We start from the raw sequence: 19,376 nt of genomic DNA, 5'->3' as shown, positions 1-19,376 counted from the left end.
GCCTGAATTAATTTATCATGCCTGCGGCAATTTCCTCCTGAGTAAGCGTCTCACCATTCTTAATCCGATTGATGTAGTCCGCGGCTGTACTTACACTGTTTTCATCCGGAAGCATAACATAAAGAATCTGATCACCGGAAGAATAGCAAGTATAATCCGTATCATTTCCCGTGCCCACAACTCTGGAGGAAAGTATATTCCAGCTATCGCCGTCATTTAACTGCATACGCACCAAACTGGAAATCTGCTGCTGACTCAGGGATGTCTCAAAGCTGTCGGACAAGCTCTCCATAATACCCATATAACCGGTCAAAATAGCCGGTGACAGACATTTATTAATAATCGCTTTCAGCACGATCTGCTGATTCATAACGCGGTCATTATCACCATTCGGCAAATTATAACGTTCTCTGGCAAAGGCCAGTGCGGAAGAACCGTCCACGCCATAGTTCATGCCCTGAACAAAATATTCACCGCTGATGGTGGTAAACTCATAAACCGAATCCAGATCCACACCGCCAAGGGCATTGACCATATCTCTCAATGTGGTGAAGTTTACTTTTGCATAGTAATCCACATCAACACCAAACAACTGGGATAAAGTGTCCATAGAGCACTGAGGTCCATACAGTCCGGCATGGGTCAGCTTATCTCTCGAATCACCGGAAATACCCGGAAGCTGCACATAATAATCTCTAGGAATTGAGGTCATCAATACCTGATTTGTATTCGGATTTACCGTCACAAGCATATTGACATCGCTTCGACTTGTCGTCGCAATGCTGCCCTCCGTATCAATACCGCTGATAAATACGGTAAACGGTGTTTTTGTGACATCGGTCTTATCGCCGGATACGGTTTCTACTTTTGTCTTAATCTCGATATTGCTCAATTCACGCACATCCGTAGCAAAATTCGGGAACTTCTCTGTCAGTGAGGAATCGTAGGCCGTATTATAAATAATCGCCTGAACATTTCCATCATACAAATCCTGAACCATCATATACGGGTCGTCATAATTATAATAAGCCAGACTCTGTCCGACTTCCTCAGAAGCCTCCACGATCGCCTGTTCCACCTTATCGCTTCCGCCGATCACCTGGGCGCCGAACTCATATCCCGCCGCATCCTGCAGCGTCTGGGCCGCATCATTGCTCAATACGGCAAAGGCAATCCGGTCTACCTTATAATCATTACTCGTAATGCTGAACAGTGTCGCATTTGTCCGGATCAGATAGACATTGGCGAAGGTTAAAAGAATAAGCATCAAAACACAGTCCACCTTGCCGATAATATGGGCACTCCGCGTAAACTGGGAACCGAGTGCAAAGGCATCCAGAAACATCAAAATACCAAAAATAATCGCCAGATATTTCATCGGCAATATGTTGATCATCAAAAGTACGACAACGAAAATAACCGACAAAATGATCTGCAGTATCGCAAGGATTTTTCCAATGGTATGCCGGTTTCTCTTTTTTCTTTTCCGTATGTTTTTAGTATTTCCCATAATTCACCTCTGTATAATTTTTTTTAAAATCATCCATTATATCCCACTTATTATAGTACATGAGTCCCCAAAAAGCAACGCAAAACCATATTTATCACACTTTTGACACATATTTGCGGATTTATGTAAATAAAAAAACATCCCCGATACCGGATTAGGGCGGCCGGTACCGGAGATGCATGCATTATATAAGTTGGGAGGCTTATATAAGTTTTACAATACTTTTTATTTAATTTTTAGGGCAAGCAGTAATTAACGCCTTTTTATTTCGGCGGCATACATGTAGCAACACCTGCGGTTACAACTTCACCTTTCTGATTTGTAACCTCCTGTTTTACTTTTACAATATAGAAGTCTTTCTTTTCTTTGTACTGAATATCGATGACTTCACAATGCGCGGTGATCACATCCCCCGGATATACCGGTTTCATGAAAGTTACTTCCTGGCCCATATGAATGGTGCCAAGGCCCGGAAGCTGCATTCCAAGAACAGCGCCGCAAAGGCTCAGGCTGATAACGCCATGGGCAATACATCTTCCGAACTGGGTCGTTGCCGCATAGTCTTCATCAAAGTGCATTGGATTTGTATCCGTGGATACTTTTCCAAAATACTCGATATCCTCTTTTGTGATTGTTTTTGTTCTGCTGGCTGTCATGCCTACTTTCAATTCAGCGCCTGTAAATCTTTTAATTTCTTCAGCCATACTCGTTTCCTCCTCTCATACTTCTTCATTATTAAACCCGTTTCCCTCTATAGTTGAATCCCATTTCCCTTTTAAAACTTAAAAACTATTTTCTGAGAATAGCTCCGCTGATAACGATGCGCTGTACTTCATTTGTTCCTTCACCGATTTCCATCAGCTTGTTGTCACGAAGCAGACGCTCAACATTGTATTCCTTGCTGTAGCCGTTTCCGCCTAATACCTGGATCGCATCGAGACAGATTGTCGTTGTATGGGATGCGGCAAATAATTTAGCTTCTGCAGCCTGTACGGAGCAGCGAACGCCGCTGGCTTTCATTTCAGCTACATCATAGAGCATCAATTTCATAGCTTCGATGTACATAGCCATATCTGCGATCTTAAATGCGATAGCCTGATGTTTTGCGATCGGTTTGCCAAATGCAACTCTCTCCAGAGCATAGTTTTTAGCGATATCCAAAGCGTGTTCAGCGATACCTGTGGAGATTGCCGTACAGCTTACACGGCCGCCGTCAAGACCTTCCATAGCGAACTTGAAGCCCATGCCTTCTTTGTCAAGCAAAGCATCTGCAGGAAGTTTCATATCATCAAAGGTCATACCATGTGTATCGGAACTTCTCATACCGAGTTTGTCTTCTTCCGCATCGATGATGAGACCCGGTGTGCCCTTATCAACGATAAATGCGGAAATGCCGTTAGCGCCTTTTTCAGGATCTGTTACTGCCATAACTACATAGTAATCTGCAATACCGGAGTTTGTGATCCATGCTTTGCTGCCGTTGATCACATAGCTGCCGTCAGCCTGTTTTTTAGCTTTTGTTCTCAGGCCTGCCGCATCGGAACCTGCGCCCGGCTCGGTCAGACAGAAAGCAAAAAGTTTACCTTCAGCAACGCCGGTTAAATATTTCTGTTTCTGAGCTTCGCTGCCGTGTTTTAAAATCATATCTGTACATACCCAGCTGATCTCCATGGCCATCGCAAAACCTGCATCGCCTTTTGCCAACTCATGTGTGATGATCGCACATTCAACATCGCCGAGACCTGCGCCGCCATACTCTTCCGGAATCGGTGTCGCCTGAAGGCCTGTTTCAATATACTTTTCATAAAGTTCTTTGCACCAGCCGTTCTGGTCCATTTCACGTCCTCTTGGTTCTACCTCTTTTTTTGTAAAATCGCGAACCATAGACTGAATATCCAGCTGTTCCTCTGTAAATTTGTAACCCATGTGTTTATCCTCCTTCTCACTTGTTTTATTTTTCACAATTAATTATATCTTTTATTTCTCTCAAAGAGAAATATTAAAATCGCATATGATTTATCTGTTAAGAGCATAAATTGTATTGTGTTTAAGCGTTCAATTTCTGAATTTCTTTAATCAATTCAGGAATCACGGCAAATAAATCCCCAACAATACCGTAATCAGCCACATCAAAGATCGGAGCTTCTTCATCTTTATTAATGGCTACAATACAATCGGAACCGGTGATTCCGGCCGCATGCTGAATAGCGCCGGAGATACCGCAGGCGATATATAATTTCGGTGACACGGTCTTTCCTGTCTGGCCGACCTGATGTGCGTGAGGTATCCATCCCGCATCTACAACCGCGCGGGAAGCGCCCACTGTCGCATTCAATGTATCTGCCAGCTTCCGAATGATCTCAAAGCCTTCCGGAGAACCCACCCCGCGGCCGCCGGCCACGATGATCTCTGCTTCTTCCAGATTTACAGCCTCTGCAACCTCTTTGATCCGCTCTAATAACTTTGTACGGATCTTTTCCGGCGCAATGTGAATATCTTCGCAGATCATTGTTCCGATCCTTCCGGTGGTCGGTTCCGGCTTCTTAAAGATTCCCGGCCGGACCGTTCCGAGCTGCGGACGATTATCCGGGCAGAGGATCATGGCCATCAAATTTCCGCCGAAGGCCGGACGGGTCCAGATCATGTTTCCCGTTTCCTCATCATAATCCAGCATCGTACAATCCGCCGTCAGGCCCGTATTCAGGTCACAGGCCATCTTCGGTCCGAGATCACGGCCATTATTTGTAGCGCCGATCAAAATGGTTGCCGGTTTATATTTATCCACTAATGTCTTCATGGCATAACCGTAAGCATCCGTTGAATAGTTAAAATATTCCTCACCCTCAACAAGGATCACTTCATCTGCGCCATAATCAATTGTTTTTTCCGCAACATCCTTCACGTTTCCGCCGATGACTACAGCCACAAGTTTTCCGCCCATTTTATCGGCCAGAGTACGCCCCGGCGATAAAAGCTCATATCCAACAGACTTTGCGGCATTTTCCTCAGTTTCTACAAACACCCAAAGATTTTTATATTCTTCAAACTGCATAACCTTAACCTCCTTACAGCACTTTTGCGTCTGCCAGCATGCCGACAACCTTCGCTGCGGATACCGCCGGTTCCTCTCCGGCAATTTTCACGCAGGTTTTATTTCTCACCGGTGTGAAGGTTTTCTTTACTTTTGTCGGGGAACCCTTCAGGCCGCACCGGCTCAGATCGAGATTCGGGATATCCTGCGCGGTAATGATCTGAATCGGTTTTTTCCTTGCTGCCATCTTATTTTTAAGTGTTGGGAATCTTGGGTCAAAAGCCGTTTTAACCACCGTAACCACTGCCGGTTTGCGGACAGAAATGATATCATATCCCTGGTCGCTTTCCCGCTTAACAATAATATCATCGCCATGAACGCTGACTTCCGAAGCATAAGTTACCTGGGCCAGTCCCATATGAGCGGCAATTTCCGGTCCAACCTGTCCCGTATCACCGTCAATGGCCTGTTTGCCGCTGAAAATCAGATCAAATTTTCCTTCCTTTTCCTCAATGGCCTCGATCGTGCTGGCCAAAATGTAACTGGTTGCCAGCGTATCGGAACCGCCAAAAACCCGGTCGCTGCAAAGATATGCTTTATCGGCTCCGACAGCCAGACACTCGGTCAAAGCTTCTTTTGCCTGCATCGGTCCCATAGACAATACTGTGATCTCCGTATCCGGCGTAACATCCTTAATCCGGGCTGCCACCTCCAAAGCACAGGCGTCAAACGGATTCACTATACTCGGCACGCCTGCCCGAATGAGGGTATTGGTTACCGGGTCAATCTTGATTTCGGTCGTATCCGGCACCTGCTTCACACATACTAAGATTTTCATGATATACCTCCTATCTGTTAAATGTTTGACTAAAGTATATCCATTGCGGCTCAAAAAGAGAAATATTAAAATTGCATACCTTTTATCTGTTCAGCGCATAAATTTGTTCCTCTGAAAATACAAAAATCGCCGTCTGCATCTGAAGCGGCGGCGATTCCTGGTTACTTATAGGATTTAACCAAATGCTTTATTAAATTTTTTACACTGGCAGAAACCTTTGTCCCTTTTTTTGTGATAGCTACTACAGTCCACTTCGCCAGTTCCCCGCGCAGGGGCACGGCCGCCACGCCTTTCCCAACATAAGGCGTAATCGGCCTCGGCAGAATCGAAATTCCCTGGGCCAGCGAAACAAGTGCAGCGATATAGTCCCAACTCGGACTGCAATGGATAATATTCGGCTCAAATCCGGCCGTATGACACATTTCCAGCACATTGGTGAAAAGCTGATATGTAGAATCCAGCAAAATAAATTTTTCTTCCTTCAGTTCTTCAATACCCACGTTTTTCCGTCCGGCCAACGGATGGTTCTCCGGGACCATAACCGCCAGCCTGTCGGCAATAATTTCTTTCACGTCAAAATGCCTCTCGTCCACCGGCCTTATGACTAATCCCACATCGAGCATGCCCTCCAATATCTCCTTCTGTATCAAATGGCTGCCTTCCACAGTAAAATAGAGTTTTACCTCCGGATACTGTTTGTTAAAAACCGGCATAAACAGAGGCGCCATAACAGTATTCAATACCGAAGGAATACCCAACCGTATTTCTCCCACATCATTCGCACTATATCCCTGCAAATACTTCTGAAGCTCTTCGAATTCTTTTACGACTCTCTCACCCCTCTCCATGAGCTTCCTTCCGGCCGGTGTCAGCTTAAAACTCCGGGTTGTCCGGTTGATCAGCTGAACATTGTATTCGTCCTCAATACATTGAACCGTCCGACTCAGAGAAGACTGGGAAACCCGGATCTTCTCTGCCGCCTGAGAAAAACTTTTTTCCCTGGCAATACACACAAAATAATACAACTGCCTATACTCCATATGTTTTCCCCCTTTGTGTCAAAAAACATCTCCTGTAACCCCTTATATCATCCCATATGGTGTACTTTTAATTTAAGTATGTCGAATCGTTTTTTATTTGTCAATCAAAGTTTTTTTCCTCTTTTTCCCAAACCTTCGTCTTTTGATGTCTGAAAATTTAATATCTTATCTCCATTTTATCCGCATATTTCCTCGTTTTTTCTTATTTTTCAGCATTTCTATTTATATCGCATCGGCATAAATCTCATGCATTTTTGGTATTTCTCTTTCCAATAGGGCCAAAGTTATAATGAAATCACAATGGTTTGTTAAAGGATTAACTTTTACGAAGGAGGTTTTTGAAATGAACAAAGTTGTTACTATGGAACAGGCTGTAGCCATGATCAAACCGGGGGATTTTATTATCAATAGTGGTTTCCTTACTTCCGCAACACCGGATGCTCTGATCCAGGCTGTCGCAGATTCTTTCGAAGCTACCGGCGTGCCAAATAATCTGACGGTTATGTTCGGCGCCGGACAGGGAAACAGAAAAGGCGGCCAGCAGGAACGTTGGGCGAAAGAAGGCCTGATCAAACGCTGGATCGGCGGCCATTACGGATTCTCCCCGAAGGCTGTTGAAATGATCGCCAACAATCAGGTGGAAGCCTACAATCTGCCGCAGGGCGTCATCATTGAAATGTATCGCGCCATGGGCCAGAACCGCAAAGGTTATATCACCAATGTCGGTTTGGAAACTTATGTAGACCCGCGTCTTGAAGGCGGAAAATTAAATTCCCGCACAACCGAAGATATCGTTAAGGTTGTTGAGATCGAAGGCGACGAATATTTGTATTATCTGCTTCCGGATGTAGACATCGCACTCATCCGTGTAACGACCGCAGATACCAACGGAAACTGTACGATTGAAGATGAAATTCTTCCGTTGGATATTTTAAGCGCAGCAATGGCTGCCAAAGGCAAAGGCGGAAAGGTTATCGTTCAGGCGAAAAATATCGTAGCCCCTGAGACAATCCCATCCCGCAAAGTTGCCGTTCCGGGCATCTTCGTTGACGCTATCGTTGTGCCTGAAAATCCGGAAGAAACCCATCAGCAGACGACAGATTATTATATGAATCCGGCTTTAACCGGTTCCTTTAAAATTCCTGTCAGCGCTGTTGAACCAATGAAATTCGACACGAAAGCACTGATCGGCAGACGCTGCGCTATGGAACTTGTGCCAAACGCTGTTGTCAATCTCGGTGTCGGTATTCCTGAAAAAGTTGCCGCGGTTGCCGGTGAAGAAGGTCTGGCTGACCAGTTAATCCTTACCACAGAGTCCGGCATGATCGGCGGTATTCCAAGCGGCGGCGGTTCCTTCGGCGCCGGTGTCAACGGTTGGGCAGAGCTTCCGGAAGTCAGCCAGTTTGACTTCTATGACGGCGGCGGTCTGGATGTCACCTTCCTCGGTCTGGCTCAGGCAGACACGGACGGTAATGTCAACGTCAGCAAATTCGGTCCGGGCGTTACCGGCTGCGGCGGATTTATCAATATCTCTCAGAACACAAAGAACTGCATTTTCTGCGGTACATTTACCGCCGGCGGTTTGAAGACAGCCTGCGAAGACGGAAAACTGATCATTGTTCAGGAAGGTAAGAGCAAGAAATTCGTACCGGCCGTTCAGCAGATCACTTTCTCCGGCAATTATGCCCGCAGAAATAAAATGAACGTTAAGTTCATCACCGAAAGAGCTGTTCTCGAGCTTCTTCCGGAAGGCCTGACGATCACTGAGATTGCTCCGGGCATCGACCTGCAGACACAGGTTCTCGATCAGATGGAATTTACACCGCTTATCGCTAAGGACCTGAAAACAATGGATTCCAGAATATTCATTGACGCTCCGATGGGCATCAAAGATGAAATTCTGAGCAAGGTCAAATAATCAAACGTACATACAGGAGGGCGAATTTATGAGTTTATTAGGTATTGTTTTAGGATTGGCTCTTTTAATCTTCCTTGCTTTTAAGGGACAATCCATTCTCTGGGTAGCTCCAATCTGTGCTGCAGTTGTAGCGCTTTTCGGAATGATTGAAGACCCTACAATTAATGTATTGACAATGTGGACAGACAACTACATGGCAGGTATGGCCAACTTCACCATGAGCTGGTTTCCGGCATTCATGTTGGGCGCTATCTTCGGAAAATTGATGGAAGCCACCGGCGCCGCGAAATCCGTTGGTCTGCTGATCACACGTTTTATCGGCGCAAAGCAGGCTATCCTGGCGGTTGTTATCGCCTGTGCGGCGCTGACCTACGGCGGTGTGTCTCTGTTTGTTGTTGTTTTCGCAATTTATCCGCTGGCTGTTGCCGTATACCGTGAAGCGGATATTCCAAACAAGCTGATCCCGGGGCCGATCGCATTGGGAGCATTTTCATTCTCCATGTCCGGCATTCCTGGTTCTCCTCAGATTCAGAATATCATTCCGACAAAATACTACGGTACAACCGCGATGGCTGCTCCGATCATGGCACTGGCTGCCGGCGCTGTTATGGCCGTTGGCGGCGTTCTCTGGATGAAATATCGTGAGCGCAAGCTGAAAGCTCAGGGCCTTCATTTCACCGAGCCTACCAATCTGGAGACCTTCGATGAAACAAAGCTTCCAAATCCGCTGGTTTCTCTGATTCCATTGATTTCCGTTCCGATCACATTGAATGTTTTCAAGATGGAATTAGTGGCATCACTGCTGATCGCCGTTATCCTGACAGCCATTTTGAACTACAAGAGTTTCCATCTCTTCTCGAAATGTCTCAATGACGGTGCTGCCGGCGGACTTGTATCCATCGGTAATACGGCAGCCGCCAATGGTTTCGGCGCTGTTGTTAAAGCCGTTCCCGGTTTTGCCACACTGACACAGTTCGTTTTCGGTATCAAGGGAAGTCCTCTGATCTCCGAAGCTATCGCCACTTCACTTCTGGCCGGCGCTACCGGTTCCGGATCCGGCGGTATCACGATCGCGCTGGAAGCCCTTGGTCCAAAATATATGGAACTGGCTCAGAGCGATCCGAACCTCAGCCCGGAAGCTCTTCACCGAGTTGCTTCCATCGCCTGCGGCGGTTTGGACACCTTGCCTCATAACGGCGCTGTTATCACCTTGCTGAGTGTCTGCGGTCTGACTCATAAAGATTCTTACATCGATATCTTTATGACCTGTACAGCGCTTCCGACACTTGCCGTGATCGTTGCCATCATTCTGGGCAGCCTGGGTATTTGCTGATAACCTGATACAAAAACATCCCCGGGGGAATTCAATTCTTAAAACTGAGATTCCCTCCGGGGATATTTTTTGTGTATCATTCCCACTGAGGATATTTTTATTCATAAGCCTTTGGAAGATTCCATTTAAAAATGGTCGCCAGCATACGCAGCCCGAATACAACAGCGATACCGATAAAGGCCGCCGCCATATCGTCGATCCGCCACACAAGCTGATAATAAACCACTCCGCCAAGTATCGACGCTACCGCGTAAATCCGTTTTCTCAGAACAAAAGGAATCTCTCCGATCATCAAATCTCTGAGAACGCCGCCGCCAATGCCCGTCACCATGGCCAGAAAAACGACAAAAAAGCCATTTTCCGTATATCCCATGCTCATGGCCACTTTAGCCCCTGTGATCGTAAACGCCCCGAGTCCCGCGGCGTCAAACACATTATTCACGGCATTGACGACTTCCACATGATGCTGATAATATTCCCTGAACATCCGGGCGATCAAAAATACGATAAGGGCGGTCGCTGCGGCAATCGCCATATAACGATAATTTGAAAAGGCCGAGGGCGGTATTTTCCCAACCAGTATATCGCGAATAATACCTCCGGCCAAAGCCGTCGTTGCTCCCAGAAAAATAACGCCAAACAAATCCACCCGCTTCTCCAGCGCAGCCATTGCTCCGGCGACGGCAAAAGAAATGGTTCCGGCTACTTCCAGAGCAGCAAAAAATATTTCTCCAAACGCCATTACTCTATGCCTTTCTCCTTCACCCATTCACTGATCCGCCGATAATTCGGAACATCCACATGATAAGCCTCGCCAAGCCGTACCATCTCATGAACAAGGCCATCGACCTCGGATCTGCCTCCGGCCGCCACATCCCTCTGCATGGATGTCGTTGCATCCGGCGTCAGTCCGTCCAAAATATTCCCCGCATTTTCAGCCAGATCCACATCAAAAGTAATGCCCATAGCCTGTCCGACGGCTTCCACTTCATGCACCAGATTAAAAAACATCTGCCGTTTTTCTCCGTCCTCCATAAAATCCGCGGCCACGCCGTCATAATAAAGTCCGGCGGCCCCCATCGGCGAAACAAAAGAGAACTTCTGCAGCGCATCTCTGCGGATCTCCCTCGTCAAATGGGCCTCGATCCCGGCCTTATTCAGCGTCTGCTCAATCGCCTGCAGCCGTTCTTCCAGCTGTCCCGCAGCCTTGTCAGATTTCCCGGAATCCTCTCCGGCCTCAACATCTCCGGCTGCCTCCGCAGGCTCCCTCAGTCCGAAAAACATTCGAAAGATCGGCGTCGGCTGATGAATAATTCCCGGTTCCTCAATCATCGAAAAAATATAAACGCAGCCATCCGTGACCGTACATTCAAGCTCCGGCTGGATCTTTTCGCCGGTTCCATACACATTTAAAATCGGAATAACGATCGTATCCTTTCCGACAATCGGCTTCAAAAAGTCCACAGCCTCAGCCAACGAATAATATTTGACACAGATAAAAACCACATCCGGCACTTCATTATACTCCGCCATCGTGCAGGCCTTCACCGGTTTTACCTGAAAATCTCCAATCCGGGCCGATCTTACCCGAAGGCCATTCTCACGCATCGCCGCCAAATGCCTGCCCCGGGCAATAAATGTGACGTCCTCTCCAAGCTTTGCCAGATATCCGCCGATACATCCCCCTGTGCCTCCGGCACCAACAACCAGAAATTTCATACCCTTTCTCCCCTTTGCTTAATATTAATAACTGAATTAATTTCATTATATAATACAAATTTTTTTCTGAAAACATATTTCTTTATTTTTAATTTTGTTATACAATAAATTTACCCGCCATCGGCACCTCTATGATGTCCGATTTAGAACTGAAGATTCGGGAAGTCCTGCTGCAGGCACGAATTTCCAAAGCATACAAAGGATACCCGTTTCTCGAATATGCTATTCTTCTTGTGATTGAAAATGAATCCCGCCTTTGCCGCATTTATAATGAAGTGTACGTGAAAGTCGCTGAGCATTATGGGGTCTCGCCGACATCGGTTGAGAAAAATCTCCGAACACTCCGCGACGCCTTCTGGCAAAATTGCGGCTATGAATACTTTAAAGAACAATGCGGCATTATTCTTTACAATCGCCCTTTTCCAAGAGAGATCATCGAGATTTTTGCGGAAGAGGTAGAAAAGAAAATGCGAGAGGAAAACTGCTGAAAATAAGGCTTGCATTCACATTTGGATGCAAGCCTTAAATATCCTTATATTCTGTTATTCCAGGGGCCCTTCCATTTTTTCATCCAGCATATCCCAAAGCACCAATTCCTGTTTTGCCTTCAGAATTCTGGTCACCGATTCGTTGATCCTATCCTCAGAAATCGTCCCATCATATACCGCGTTCAGCACGCTGTAATAGGCTGTCTGGAAATCATACGGACAGAACAATACATCACAGCCGGCCTGAATCGCCGCAATCGAAGCATAACCCGTACCATAATTGTATGCGATCTCATCCTTATTTAACGCATCGGTCATAATGATTCCCTTATATCCGATCAGCTTTCGAAGTGTCTCATAAACCATCTGCCCCGATAGGGATGCCGGAGTATAATCCCCCGTTATCCCCGGAACTGCTGTGTGTCCAACCATTATAAATTCATTTTTTTGGCGCGACGCCTGATCAAATGGATAAAGCTCATTGGCCAGCAGATCCTCTATTGTCCGCTCAGTTTCAAAATCACCGTAGCCCGGGAAATATTTCGTCATTCCGAAAACACCGTATCTATGGAATCCATTCAGCTCACTCTGGGCCTTTTCCGAGCCCACGGACACATCCGGGGCCACATTCAGATTAATGCCCAATTCAGCCAGATACCGGCCGATCGTCTCGCCCACATCCTTTGCCTGCTGCTCTGTCTGTATATCGCCTGCATTTTCAGTCCTCGGAACACCCATCTCCGGGTTCGCAGCCAAAACGCTGCCGTCACCGCTCTCTTCGATCATACATTCGAAAAGAGGCATGCCCATACGTTCCTGCATATATTGCTGACTGCCTGAAATCAATGCGGAAAACTGTTCTCTGTTTTCAATATTATCCGAATCATAAACCAATCCGCCGACCGGATACCGTTCAAGACTCCATTTCAGCGTATCATCTGCCTCCGTCATCTGCCATGTCCCGGAAACCTCCTCCGGAGAAACAATAAACATCTGAGCAACCTTTTCCTCCAAAGTCATACTCTCAAGCTTCTGCTCATACCACTTTTTAGGACCGTCCTCCTCCTTCGGCGCCTTGGCCTCTTCAACCTTCTCTTCATCAACCTCCGCCGTAAAATAATCCATCAGCTCGGACTTACTGCTCACGCCCACTTTCATTTCTTCCATTCCGTAAGTTTCAAGCAGCGTCGGCTCATCAGAGAAGAGATTGGTTCCAAGCCCCAATCGGTTGCCCTGAATCTTAACGCCAATGCTGGCCAACGTTGTCGGGAACATATCAAAAGTTGTGAAATCTCTTCGGTTAGCGGGATCCGCCACTTCAACTGCCGGATTAATAATGGTCGTATAGACCCGGCGCACATAGTCCTCATCAACATCTTCACAGAAATCCCCATCCATCGTGTGATGGTCGCCCGAAATAACAATCGTTGTATTTTCATAAAAATCCTGCTGCTGAATCCAATGAACAAACTCAGTCACCTGCCGGCTGGAGCAGGCCATGACATTGCCATATTGATTATCACCAAACTCATCGCCGCATAAATCGCAGACGAAGCCGTCCTCAAAATGGGTATCCACCGTCAGCATTGTCAAATTGAAAGGCTCTTCCTGCGAAGACAAATCTTCCAGCTCTTCCTTCGCATATTCGAACAACAGGGAATCCCTGTAGCCCCACCATTCATAATAGCCCTTCGGCAGTCTTCCCGAATCACCGGCATAAATCAAGTCATGAATCGTAAAATTGCCGTGATCCGTGAACAACAGGCGGCGGCCACCAAAAGTTGCATCCGATCCGATCAAAAACATCTGATTATAACCGGCCTCTTCCAATATATCCCCGGTCGTTATAACATTTGGCATAAACGTTTCCTGAGTATTCATTGAATTGCGTTCAATCGAAATTGTCAACGGCAGACCGGAAGACTGGGCAAAAAGCGCCGCCACTGTCCATGTCGTGGACGGCATATCATAACCGCCGTTTAAAGCGCTGTCCGAACCCGAAAAATCTTCATTTTCCTGGGCCAGCGTTGTCAATTCAGGAATAAAATTCACATCAAAGGCGCCGCCATTTTCCTTATCCGCATAGGTCACTTCCATCGATTCAAGGAAAATGTAGATCAGATTTCTCTTCTTTTCCGGGAATTCCATCTGAATACTGGATGGGGAGATATAATTGCCATCAATAAAGCCTGTATCCTTATCCTTATTTTCCAGATATTCCGTCATCTCCAGCTCATCCCAGCCATGCTTCAACGCGCCAGCCGCCGCCGCCAACGACGCAATGATCACCAACGGCATAACAAGCCAGAACAGCTTCTTCTTCCGAAATAAAATAAATAATCCGATCACCGCCGCCAGACACAAGATCATAACAGGAACACAGGATTTTACCGCATCCATAATGATATCCGTGTTTGTTCCTTCCATTGGCGCATTCAACTGATAAATCAACTCATCCGCCTTCAGATTTGCCCAGGTCCTTAAAACCCAGAACACCAAGCTAACAATGAGTCCCGCCAAAATTGCAATAATGGCAGTAAAAACACACATTATATATCTGCCAATACCAACCTTTTTCATACCAGACAACCAACCTCTTTTTATCTTTTATGGTTAACCAAATGTTAACCACATGTAAAATCCGATATGATTATATCAAAACATTTAGGAGAATGCAAGAAGGAAGCTTATTCTAAAAAAATCCATTTTTTTATAAGCTTCCTACCACAAATACACACTCTATAAAATCAAATTTAAATACCGTTTTAACATTTATTGACTATATCATTATAAATATGGTCTTAATTTTTCAATTAGTTCATACACCTTTGTACCCGGTGCAGAATTTGCCGGAGATCTTTCAGCGTTTGTTTCATCCAGCTTTTTGGCGTACCGAATTGCCTGATCCATGTATGGCCTGAGAATATCATACATATCCTCCCGTCCCTTGGAATATTCGCCTTTCTCAATACTCTGCAGCCAATCGGTCAATTTGGGCCAATATTCCTTTCGATGGATATCCGAGTGGAAATAGCTGAAATGCAGGAGAAACCATAGCTCTATACACTGGTTTGACCACACCGCATGGTACTGTGTTTCATCCGTTGTGTTCTGAACACATAACTCTGCCGTACGATTAATGTGATCCGCCGGAAAATCGTCCGTATCATAAACCACCCAAACATGCTTATATCCGTTCGGGCTCTCGCTCGCCCGATTTTTGGCTTTTTCAAACAAGCTGAGTGTATTATCCCCTTCACCATAAATGTCAAGCTGAATTTTTTCTCGATATTGCTGATTAACAATATCCTTTATCGTTTGAAAATACTGCGGCTCTGTATTTGTCCCTTCCGTAACAATTAAATGGTACTCCGGCTGGATTTTGATTTTTCTATCAAGACGTTTTTTCATCCATCCTTTATTCAAGTCGCTTTTCTTTGGAGGCTTTAAACTCATGTCCAATCGCCCCCTGAAAGCATATTCGTCAGATATGGATCCGCTCCGTATCTGCCTTCCATATATTGCTTATCAAATGCGGCTGTACTATTTACGCGCTCGTTATCCTCTCGGCGAATCTCATACAGAGAATAAATCTCACTCTCGTGGTTTGAATTCTCTGCTGCAAACCAGATCTCATCCCGACGAAATACCGTGTTCCGCATGGTCGTCATATCGTGGGAAGTAAACAAAAGCTGCGCACCCCTGGTATTCAGCTTTGGATTCTTAAACAAAGAAATCACATAACGGAGCAGTTTCGGATGTAGTTTCGCATCCAGTTCATCAATGATTACCAGACGGCCTTCCTGCAAGGCAAGCAGCAGAACTGGCAATGCCGCAATCAGCTTCTTAGTGCCATCCGATTCATCCGAGTATTTTAACTCGTAAACTTTTCCGTTCACAGTTCTCTGTGTATAAAGCTGCTTTTCTTCATCATCAAACCGGTAACCTGAAAGGTCGATTCCCATATCATTTAAAGCCTGGATAATCCGGTTTTTAACAGAATCATTTTGTGAAAACATAATCATATGATTCACAGCCGGATTAGCGTAATTCCGAATAATACAGGATTCAAACCATCTTTGTACTTCAGCAATCACAGGGATATTATAATTAATCGCCAAAAATGACAAGTAAGGCATCTTAGGGTTAACAGACGTATTAATGCTTGCCTTGCTTATGCTTGGTCCCAATTCAATTTTAGAATATTCTCTCTCGAAGACTGTACCGCTACGTCTGCCTCCAATCGCCCTCCAATACAAGGATTCAGAAACAATTTCTTCATTTAACAAAGCCAAATAATAACGGTATTCATTCTTACCCTGACAAAAAAAAATTTCAAATTCCGTGGGCTGTTCTCTGGATGTTTCATCCAACAAAAAAGGCTCATAATTGACTCTTTGCTGAATAATGATGCTTTCGCGTGTCTTCTCCAAATCATAAATTGGCTTTACAACTATAGAAATCAGACAGGAGAGGGCCCGAAGAAGATTTGATTTTCCACCTCCATTTGGCCCATAAACAACACCGACTGGAAGCAAATACGCTCCTTTTATTTCCTTGTTCTCTTTTGTTTTCACTTTACATGTCAGCAAAGACTCCACAAATTCAGGAATAGCAGCAGCCTGAAAATCAAAAACCGTTTCTCCCTTATAGGACTTAAAATTCTGAAACAAAAACTGACAAAGCATAGCCTTCCTCCTTTCCATCCAATTTCATTATAGGAATTATGGCCATCAAAGTCAAGTTTTATTCAGGTTTTCAAAAATTATTTTTTTTAAATTCAATTTATAATCCGGATTTTTATTTATAGAAACACTCTGATTGGATGCCATCTCGTTCAATCAGGCAAATGAGACAAAAGATCAACATAACTACTCAAATGTAAACATTCTGTAATTCGCAGAGGATTCATCGTCATGGGCTCCCACCATAAATTGGGCATAGGCAATGATCACCGTATCATGCCCATTTTCAAGTATATAGTTTCTTAAATTAAAAGAAGAATCATAATTGCGAAGAATCAGGCTGTCAACCTCATGAACCCCCAATGAAATAAATGGTTCCGTCACCTGTTCATAGGAATCACCCAAAACGAGTACTTTTCCGTCCGGAATATTGTTATTTATACAGTTAATTTGAGAGTAGGCATAATGCCAGCTTATATTCTCATAAACGTCATTTTCTGTATTATAAACGCCTTCATTTATAAAATTATCAAAAGTCCCATCATAGCAGCCTTCATCCGTCTTAAATGTATAGTTTGTATTGAAATTTGGTTTAATCTCCGTATAATCATCAAGTCCGACATAGGACTGGGCCACTTTCCTTCCCTGCTCACCCAACCAACATTCATGCCAATCCGTGAATGCATAATTTGACTCATCATATAATAGTGGATTTATGTTATATCCACAATAGGCATTTAAGCCCTCCGCAATTTTCCCCGCTGCCCATAAACCGGCCCTGGTTGTCCAGTGGTGATCCGTTCTATAAAATAAATCCGATATATTTATACCATCTTCTTCTAGACACTCCCTCAGATCAACCACATTAACTCCTTCATTTCTAATCCGGCTCAAAAACAAATCCGTGTTTCTGTTGCTATAGGTTTCAATTCCAAACTCATTTCTAAACAGGCTGTCATCAATATACTTTGTAGGCTCATTCACATACAATAATTTTATTCCATTCGCATCAAGGAATTGTTTAAAAGCCATTGTCTGTTCATATTCATAATCTGTTGATGTTTTCTGGGATGCCGACACGATATATAAATCATCTGTAATATACATTCCCATATCACTATAAAATCCCTGCATATGTAACTTCTTTGCCATATAGCCATTAACATTAATTAAATCTCTTTGATTAAACAGCTCCGATGAAAACTCTGCCTCAATTCCGTCTATAGTTAACAATCCTTCTTCTAAGGCTTTTGCATCTTGTTGCAAATATTGAGACAAACTCTGAATCTGTAGATATGCCCCATTTCTTATAAAGCCTATAAATAAAACTGCCACAAAAAATATCGCAAGAAATTTTTTTAAAGAATTTTCCATAATCCCTCTTTCACCTCCTAGAAATTAGCATAGGCAAAAGGATTATTCTGTCCTGAAACAACAAATGACATTCCCCATACAAATAAAAGTACCGTCAGAATTCCAATAACAATTTCATATGTATACTTCGCCCACTTTTTCTTTTCTAACTTCTCATCAATCCATGGAACTATAGGAACGCACAAAATAATCGCTGCCAAAATAAAAGCAAAATAATCCTTAATAAGAAACATGGTCCTTAAATCGGCAAGACCGTTTATTGTTGGAATAAACATTCTCTTTAAAAATCTAAGCCCCGTCATTAAATCACTTGCCCTGAAAATAACCCATTGACAATTGATAAATATGAGCGTCAAAATTCTATATATGCTCTTACACGCCTTTGTCCTTAGCTTATCCGGAAGTCCTGTTGCTTTTTCAAAAGCAATCAAAATAAAATAACCTACTCCCCAAAAGACGAAATTCCAAGCGGAGCCATGCCATATTCCGGTTAGGATCCACACAATAAATAAATTAAAATATACTCTTATTCTTTTTGGGGATCTGGCGCCGCCTAATGGAATATAGATATAATCTCTGAACCACTGACTCAATGAAATATGCCATCTGCGCCAGAACTTTGACACAGATTCTGTCATATATGGATACTTAAAGTTTTCCATACATCTGTAGCCAAACATTTCCGAAATTCCAATGGCCATATCCGAATAACCGGCAAAATCATAAAACAATTGTAAAGAATAGCATATTGAGCCTAACCATGCATATGCGCTGGAAAAATTATCAAAAGAGTTCGAAAAAACTTCCGTCGTAATATTCGCTAATATATTAGCCAATAGTACCTTTTTATTAAATCCAATGAGGAACCGGAATACACCGTCAGAAAAAAGATTTCCCCGTTCTTCCTTCTTCACACAAAAACTGTTGCTGTATCTGGTCAGAGGGCCTGACTGTATTTGTGCAAAAAAAGATAGATATAGAGCATCATGTAAAACCGGGACATTTGTCAGATCAATCTTTTGAGTATATATATCTGCCAAAAATGATATTGCCTTAAAAGTAAAAAATGATATCCCAAGAGGGAGCAATAAATTTCTGAGTTCAAACTCAGAGCCAAAAATATTATTTACAGTCGAAATTGCAAAATCAGCATATTTATAATATCCAAGAACACCTACATTCACCAATATTCCGAATATCAGCAAACACTTTTTTATTCCTTTATGCTCCTCTTTATAAATGCCTCTTCCTATTGCAACAGTAATGAATACTACCGTAGTAAATATGAAAAAATACTTCAATGACCCCAAAGCATAAAAGAGCAGACTTAAAGCCAACAAAACATACTCTTTTACCTCATCATTTGCAATATAATACACCGCAAGCGATAAAGGCAAAAAGCAAAAAAGAAACAACATGCTTGTTATTGCCATTTTTTAT

General features: G+C 44.0%; 16 protein-coding genes. 3 read left to right on the top strand and 13 right to left on the bottom strand.

Annotated features, from left to right (window positions below; genetic code table 11):
• Positions 1-7: 7 nt before the first annotated feature.
• The 6 genes from ACMN7X_RS00960 to ACMN7X_RS00935 form a co-directional block, all read right to left on the bottom strand.
• On the bottom strand, positions 8-1,510 hold the full coding sequence (locus ACMN7X_RS00960) for an LCP family protein (protein ID WP_418745638.1): 1,503 nt from the start codon (positions 1,508-1,510) through the stop codon (positions 8-10).
• A 263-nt stretch (positions 1,511-1,773) separates the two neighbouring features.
• The gene (locus tag ACMN7X_RS00955; RefSeq protein WP_418745637.1) at positions 1,774-2,214 is read right to left on the bottom strand and encodes a MaoC family dehydratase; all 441 of its coding nucleotides are present in this window, start codon (positions 2,212-2,214) and stop codon (positions 1,774-1,776) included.
• Positions 2,215-2,299: 85 nt separating this feature from the next.
• Positions 2,300-3,436, bottom strand: coding sequence for an acyl-CoA dehydrogenase family protein (locus ACMN7X_RS00950; RefSeq protein ID WP_418745636.1), 1,137 nt, complete (start codon positions 3,434-3,436; stop codon positions 2,300-2,302).
• Between the two features lie 121 nt (positions 3,437-3,557).
• On the bottom strand, positions 3,558-4,562 hold the full coding sequence (locus tag ACMN7X_RS00945) for an electron transfer flavoprotein subunit alpha/FixB family protein (RefSeq protein WP_418745635.1): 1,005 nt from the start codon (positions 4,560-4,562) through the stop codon (positions 3,558-3,560).
• Positions 4,563-4,575: 13 nt separating this feature from the next.
• On the bottom strand, positions 4,576-5,379 hold the full coding sequence (locus ACMN7X_RS00940; RefSeq protein ID WP_418745634.1) for an electron transfer flavoprotein subunit beta/FixA family protein: 804 nt from the start codon (positions 5,377-5,379) through the stop codon (positions 4,576-4,578).
• A gap of 161 nt (positions 5,380-5,540) precedes the next feature.
• The gene (locus ACMN7X_RS00935) at positions 5,541-6,419 is read right to left on the bottom strand and encodes a LysR family transcriptional regulator (protein WP_418745633.1); all 879 of its coding nucleotides are present in this window, start codon (positions 6,417-6,419) and stop codon (positions 5,541-5,543) included.
• 343 nt (positions 6,420-6,762) lie between these two features.
• On the opposite strand from ACMN7X_RS00935, the gene ACMN7X_RS00930 reads away from it, so the two are divergent.
• Both ACMN7X_RS00930 and ACMN7X_RS00925 read left to right on the top strand, forming a co-directional pair.
• The gene (locus tag ACMN7X_RS00930) at positions 6,763-8,337 is read left to right on the top strand and encodes an acyl CoA:acetate/3-ketoacid CoA transferase (protein ID WP_418745632.1); all 1,575 of its coding nucleotides are present in this window, start codon (positions 6,763-6,765) and stop codon (positions 8,335-8,337) included.
• Between the two features lie 28 nt (positions 8,338-8,365).
• Positions 8,366-9,670 carry a GntP family permease gene (locus tag ACMN7X_RS00925; protein WP_418745631.1) on the top strand — a complete coding sequence of 435 codons (1,305 nt, stop codon included), beginning with the start codon at positions 8,366-8,368 and terminating at the stop codon, positions 9,668-9,670.
• 97 nt (positions 9,671-9,767) lie between these two features.
• Here the strand turns inward: ACMN7X_RS00925 and ACMN7X_RS00920 are convergent, their stop codons facing one another.
• Positions 9,768-10,439: a trimeric intracellular cation channel family protein gene (locus ACMN7X_RS00920; protein WP_418745630.1), complete on the bottom strand. Its 672-nt coding sequence runs from the start codon at positions 10,437-10,439 to the stop codon at positions 9,768-9,770.
• Positions 10,412-11,389: a ketopantoate reductase family protein gene (locus ACMN7X_RS00915; RefSeq protein ID WP_418745629.1), complete on the bottom strand. Its 978-nt coding sequence runs from the start codon at positions 11,387-11,389 to the stop codon at positions 10,412-10,414. Before ACMN7X_RS00915 ends, ACMN7X_RS00920 begins: the two co-directional genes overlap by 28 nt.
• Positions 11,390-11,523: 134 nt before the next feature.
• Here ACMN7X_RS00915 and ACMN7X_RS00910 point away from each other — a divergent pair, with 134 nt between their 5' ends.
• Positions 11,524-11,877: a sporulation initiation factor Spo0A C-terminal domain-containing protein gene (locus ACMN7X_RS00910; protein ID WP_418745628.1), complete on the top strand. Its 354-nt coding sequence runs from the start codon at positions 11,524-11,526 to the stop codon at positions 11,875-11,877.
• Positions 11,878-11,931: 54 nt separating this feature from the next.
• On the opposite strand, the gene ACMN7X_RS00905 is transcribed toward ACMN7X_RS00910, so the two are convergent.
• From ACMN7X_RS00905 to ACMN7X_RS00885, 5 genes are all read right to left on the bottom strand, one after another.
• Positions 11,932-14,457 (bottom strand): glycoside hydrolase family 3 N-terminal domain-containing protein, encoded by a 2,526-nt coding sequence (locus ACMN7X_RS00905; protein ID WP_418745627.1) that lies wholly within the window; start codon positions 14,455-14,457, stop codon positions 11,932-11,934.
• 207 nt (positions 14,458-14,664) lie between these two features.
• Entirely contained in the window at positions 14,665-15,333 is a 669-nt protein-coding gene (locus ACMN7X_RS00900; protein WP_418745626.1) for an RloB family protein, read from the bottom strand.
• Complete coding sequence (locus tag ACMN7X_RS00895; protein WP_418745625.1) at positions 15,330-16,565, bottom strand: AAA family ATPase; 1,236 nt, start codon at positions 16,563-16,565, stop codon at positions 15,330-15,332. Before ACMN7X_RS00895 ends, ACMN7X_RS00900 begins: the two co-directional genes overlap by 4 nt.
• Positions 16,566-16,748: 183 nt before the next feature.
• Positions 16,749-17,795, bottom strand: a complete 1,047-nt coding sequence (locus ACMN7X_RS00890; RefSeq protein WP_418745624.1) for an alginate O-acetyltransferase AlgX-related protein — start codon at positions 17,793-17,795, stop codon at positions 16,749-16,751.
• Between the two features lie 158 nt (positions 17,796-17,953).
• Positions 17,954-19,369 (bottom strand): MBOAT family O-acyltransferase, encoded by a 1,416-nt coding sequence (locus ACMN7X_RS00885; RefSeq protein ID WP_418745623.1) that lies wholly within the window; start codon positions 19,367-19,369, stop codon positions 17,954-17,956.
• Between the last annotated feature and the right edge of the window lie 7 nt (positions 19,370-19,376).

It is taken from the genome of Frisingicoccus sp., from assembly GCF_048388605.1.
Taxonomy (GTDB): domain Bacteria; phylum Bacillota; class Clostridia; order Lachnospirales; family Lachnospiraceae; genus Frisingicoccus.
This window is presented reverse-complemented; position numbering and strand designations above follow the sequence as displayed.

What these genes read in the sequence shown, in the direction of transcription:
- ACMN7X_RS00905 (WP_418745627.1), bottom strand. Translation starts at nt 14,457, where the DNA reads ATGAAAAAGGTTGGTATTGGCAGATATATAATGTGTGTTTTTACTGCC.
- ACMN7X_RS00920 (WP_418745630.1), bottom strand. Translation starts at nt 10,439, where the DNA reads ATGGGTGAAGGAGAAAGGCATAGAGTAATGGCGTTTGGAGAAATATTT.
- ACMN7X_RS00955 (WP_418745637.1), bottom strand. Translation starts at nt 2,214, where the DNA reads ATGGCTGAAGAAATTAAAAGATTTACAGGCGCTGAATTGAAAGTAGGC.
- ACMN7X_RS00945 (WP_418745635.1), bottom strand. Translation starts at nt 4,562, where the DNA reads ATGCAGTTTGAAGAATATAAAAATCTTTGGGTGTTTGTAGAAACTGAG.
- ACMN7X_RS00910 (WP_418745628.1), top strand. Translation starts at nt 11,524, where the DNA reads ATGTCCGATTTAGAACTGAAGATTCGGGAAGTCCTGCTGCAGGCACGA.
- ACMN7X_RS00935 (WP_418745633.1), bottom strand. Translation starts at nt 6,419, where the DNA reads ATGGAGTATAGGCAGTTGTATTATTTTGTGTGTATTGCCAGGGAAAAA.
- ACMN7X_RS00930 (WP_418745632.1), top strand. Translation starts at nt 6,763, where the DNA reads ATGAACAAAGTTGTTACTATGGAACAGGCTGTAGCCATGATCAAACCG.
- ACMN7X_RS00895 (WP_418745625.1), bottom strand. Translation starts at nt 16,565, where the DNA reads ATGCTTTGTCAGTTTTTGTTTCAGAATTTTAAGTCCTATAAGGGAGAA.
- ACMN7X_RS00950 (WP_418745636.1), bottom strand. Translation starts at nt 3,436, where the DNA reads ATGGGTTACAAATTTACAGAGGAACAGCTGGATATTCAGTCTATGGTT.
- ACMN7X_RS00925 (WP_418745631.1), top strand. Translation starts at nt 8,366, where the DNA reads ATGAGTTTATTAGGTATTGTTTTAGGATTGGCTCTTTTAATCTTCCTT.
- ACMN7X_RS00885 (WP_418745623.1), bottom strand. Translation starts at nt 19,369, where the DNA reads ATGGCAATAACAAGCATGTTGTTTCTTTTTTGCTTTTTGCCTTTATCG.
- ACMN7X_RS00900 (WP_418745626.1), bottom strand. Translation starts at nt 15,333, where the DNA reads ATGAGTTTAAAGCCTCCAAAGAAAAGCGACTTGAATAAAGGATGGATG.
- ACMN7X_RS00960 (WP_418745638.1), bottom strand. Translation starts at nt 1,510, where the DNA reads ATGGGAAATACTAAAAACATACGGAAAAGAAAAAAGAGAAACCGGCAT.
- ACMN7X_RS00940 (WP_418745634.1), bottom strand. Translation starts at nt 5,379, where the DNA reads ATGAAAATCTTAGTATGTGTGAAGCAGGTGCCGGATACGACCGAAATC.
- ACMN7X_RS00915 (WP_418745629.1), bottom strand. Translation starts at nt 11,389, where the DNA reads ATGAAATTTCTGGTTGTTGGTGCCGGAGGCACAGGGGGATGTATCGGC.